The organism is Helicobacter zhangjianzhongii (assembly GCF_030249855.1).
GTDB classification, from domain to species: domain Bacteria; phylum Campylobacterota; class Campylobacteria; order Campylobacterales; family Helicobacteraceae; genus Helicobacter_B; species Helicobacter_B zhangjianzhongii.
The window spans coordinates 1-3080 of the sequence record NZ_JANURN010000022.1; the positions used below are offsets into that span (position 1 = coordinate 1).

Annotated in this window: 4 protein-coding genes; 3 read left to right on the forward strand and 1 reads right to left on the reverse strand. The window is 41.6% G+C overall.

Annotated features, from left to right (window positions below):
• The 3 genes from NYG90_RS10455 to NYG90_RS10465 form a co-directional block, all read left to right on the forward strand.
• Positions 1-1356, forward strand: a 1356-nt coding sequence (locus tag NYG90_RS10455) for an LPD3 domain-containing protein (protein ID WP_491545792.1), incomplete at its 5' end; no start/stop codon positions are given.
• A 74-nt stretch (positions 1357-1430) separates the two neighbouring features.
• On the forward strand, positions 1431-1940 hold the full coding sequence (locus NYG90_RS10460; protein ID WP_285257777.1) for an ImmA/IrrE family metallo-endopeptidase: 510 nt from the start codon (positions 1431-1433) through the stop codon (positions 1938-1940).
• Positions 1933-2412: a hypothetical protein gene (locus tag NYG90_RS10465; protein ID WP_285265039.1), complete on the forward strand. Its 480-nt coding sequence runs from the start codon at positions 1933-1935 to the stop codon at positions 2410-2412. Before NYG90_RS10460 ends, NYG90_RS10465 begins: the two co-directional genes overlap by 8 nt.
• Before the next feature lie 176 nt (positions 2413-2588).
• Here NYG90_RS10465 and NYG90_RS10470 read toward each other — a convergent pair whose 3' ends face one another.
• Positions 2589-2882, reverse strand: coding sequence for a hypothetical protein (locus NYG90_RS10470; RefSeq protein WP_285257779.1), 294 nt, complete (start codon positions 2880-2882; stop codon positions 2589-2591).
• Positions 2883-3080 lie beyond the last annotated feature (198 nt).

Sequence of the window (3080 nt, forward strand, 5' to 3'; positions counted from 1 at the left end):
AGCCCCTACCCCAATGAAAACGATGCCAACTTAGCCCTGCTAGCCAACACCATAAAAGCGGATAAAAATGCCAATATCACAGAAATGCTAAATGCCTTTAGCAAACTTGATAAAGAAGATGCGGATAAGACTTTGCAGACCTTTACCGATACCGCGGGGCTATGGCATATCCTAAGCAACAACGCCGTAGAGTATGGGCTAAAGCAGCTAGACTTACGACCCTACTTGCTAGGAGCGATGTATAAAGCCGCCACAAGCCTACACACCACCCGCGCGGCAAACTTCAAAGAGCTAAATGAGCAGATAAGGCACATCATAGACACGACAGATAGCAGTGGCACAAATATGATGCTAGAGATGATGCCAAATACTTATGATAATTTGATCGCTGATTTACTAGGGGCGAGCTTGGCACGATTTATGCGCTTAGAAAATCCTAGCGGATCACTCTATGAGTCGCTAAGAAACACCCACAAAGGCTTAGAAGCCCAGCTAGCCCCTAGGATAGACTTTTTCAGCGAGACGGGCTTCACACAGGGCAAAAATATCAGCCAAGCGGACATCTTTGACTTCATCGAGTATATGATCAAGCAAGGCGAAGCAGGGAGCGAAGTCGCCAAAGCGGTAGATCTGCTACCCAAGCTCCGCGAGAAATACACTGCTTTCAAGGGCAAAGATTTAGCCTTGGGTAAGCATTCCGCTAAACAATCAAGCCGCGAGCAAGTAAAGCAACAGCTACAAAGCATTAAAAACAAAGATCTACCGCACAAAAGCGGCATTATCGCAAGACTAAGCAGCACGGGTATTGACAAAATGCTAAGCGATAAGGCGATACAAAAAAGCTTAGATAATGGATTTAGCAAAGAGCAACATTTAAGCGCAGTGGCAGACATTGAAAGGCTTTTTAAAAATAGCGATTTTTCACACACAGAGCCGCCCAAAAATCACAGCGCAGACATCGTAGGCGTGCATAGATACATAAACGCCCAAGACTTGCAGGAGCAAAATGCCCAAGCACTCATCACGCTTAAAGAGAGTGTGCAAAATGGAAATAGGATTTATAGCGTAGAGTTGGAGGGATTAGCCCACCCCAGCAGCGTAGATCGTAGCCCAAAATCTAAAGGGGTGGAGAACTCTCATCACGATGATGCAGGAGCTACCAAAGCCGCTCGGCTATTTGAGAATCCTACCATAGATTCTACCACAAAAACATTTAACCAAGCCGATATAAAGCTAGAATCTTTAGACGACTTTGCAAGCTATGCAAGGCTCGCAGGCTTTGAGAATCTTAGCCCACAAGAGCTAGAGCGCGCACACAAACACATACTCACAACCCTAGAGAAGCTTAGGTGCTAGATTGTAAAATAAAGCTTTTTACGCTAGACTCCCCTTTATAAGGGTTGATTTTAACGATAGCGAAAGGATATGAAATGACGCACTACACAAAAGAGCAGATCACCAATATCGCCGCTGATGTTTTAGAAATGTATGGGCAAAGGGAATACCCTGTAAAAATCGTAGCACTAGCAGAAGCACTAGGCTTAAGCGTTTATGACACGATATTTGATAGAGATGATGTAGCAGGTATGATAAAGGCTAATGAGAGAAAAATTTATATCTGCAAAACTGATAGCGCACTAAGGCAGAGATTTTCTATCGCGCACGAGATAGGACACTATGTGCTGCACTATAGAAGTGGTGAGCATATAAACTTTGATGAAAATAAGCATATATCCTTTAGGGATAGTCTCTCGTCGCTTGGGTTTAGTATCAAAGAAGTTGAAGCCAACTATTTTGCCGCGAATATTTTAATGCCACACACTGAAGTGGTAAAGCTCTATAATGATAATTTATCCATCGCAGATATGGCTAAATATTTTGCAGTTTCACAAACTGCGATGGGGCATAGGCTTAATTTTTTAGGGCTTGGCAATGAATAGCACAGATGAGAATTTAGCCGATATAAGACAAAGCGCGAAAAAGATAGTCTCACCATCATCAAAAGAAGCGAATGAATCAAGTGTGGAGTTTAAACATAGTGAGCCTGATGTTTTAGTGGAACAAACTTTTGTTTTAAAGATACAAGAAGATAGAAACGATGCAGAACACTCAAAAAATAACGCAGAATTACTCAATGGAATCTACTCAAAACTAATAAGGATATTTTTTGCTGGGAAGCGTTTTTGGGTTTGGGCGATGGTGTTTATTGTGTGTTTTTATATCAATGGAGTAGGCGACAAAGATATGCCTAAGTGTTTCGACAATCCGGCAATGCCTTATATCCAATATTTTGCGAAAAATACTTTATATCTTTTGGGCGGAGTGGCTATGATACTACTAAGCTTCCCCACCGCAAAAGGTATCCGCAAGCTCTTTAGAGAAATTATTATCCATATTACAAAGAAAAGCTAGGTGATAAACCTTAAAAACTCCATTTTGTAGATAAACCATAATCTTACCCCTTTTATAAAAACGCCCAAGATTCTAGCACAATCCCACACACACTAAAAAGGGGTGCAGATGATAAGCACAGGGGCATTGATTTTTATCATAGGGGTTTTGACGAGACTAGTGGTGAGAGCTTTACTCTACTCTAGCTCTTTGCAAGTAGAGTCTAAAAGCGAGCAGTAAGGCTTTTTACAAAGCCGTTTTTGCTTATAGGGGCAGCCGACATTCACTAGCTTACCATTTTTATAAAATAAATAGATTGTGATATATCCCCTTTTTTCAACCGCATAGAAGCAGCCGCGCTGCTTTGACTCATAGCGTGCTTGCTTTTCACGCATAAGAACACTACCAAGCCCAAAGCCCACCATAACCCCAGCGGCAAAGATAAAAATATTTTCTTTATTGATTAGCTCATAGATAAATCCTAGATCCATTCTTACCCCTTTTATAAAAACGCCCAAGATTCTACCATAGTAGGATTTTTAAACTAAGGGGTAAGATGTATTGCCTAGAGAAGCTGCAAAGAGAGCTAGCCTACTTTTTTGATATGGATTTAAGCGCGCTGCCACGCGTGCAAGACCTGCTTAAACAAAAAGGCTACACCCAAATCCAAAAAGGCGATGAGATTATAA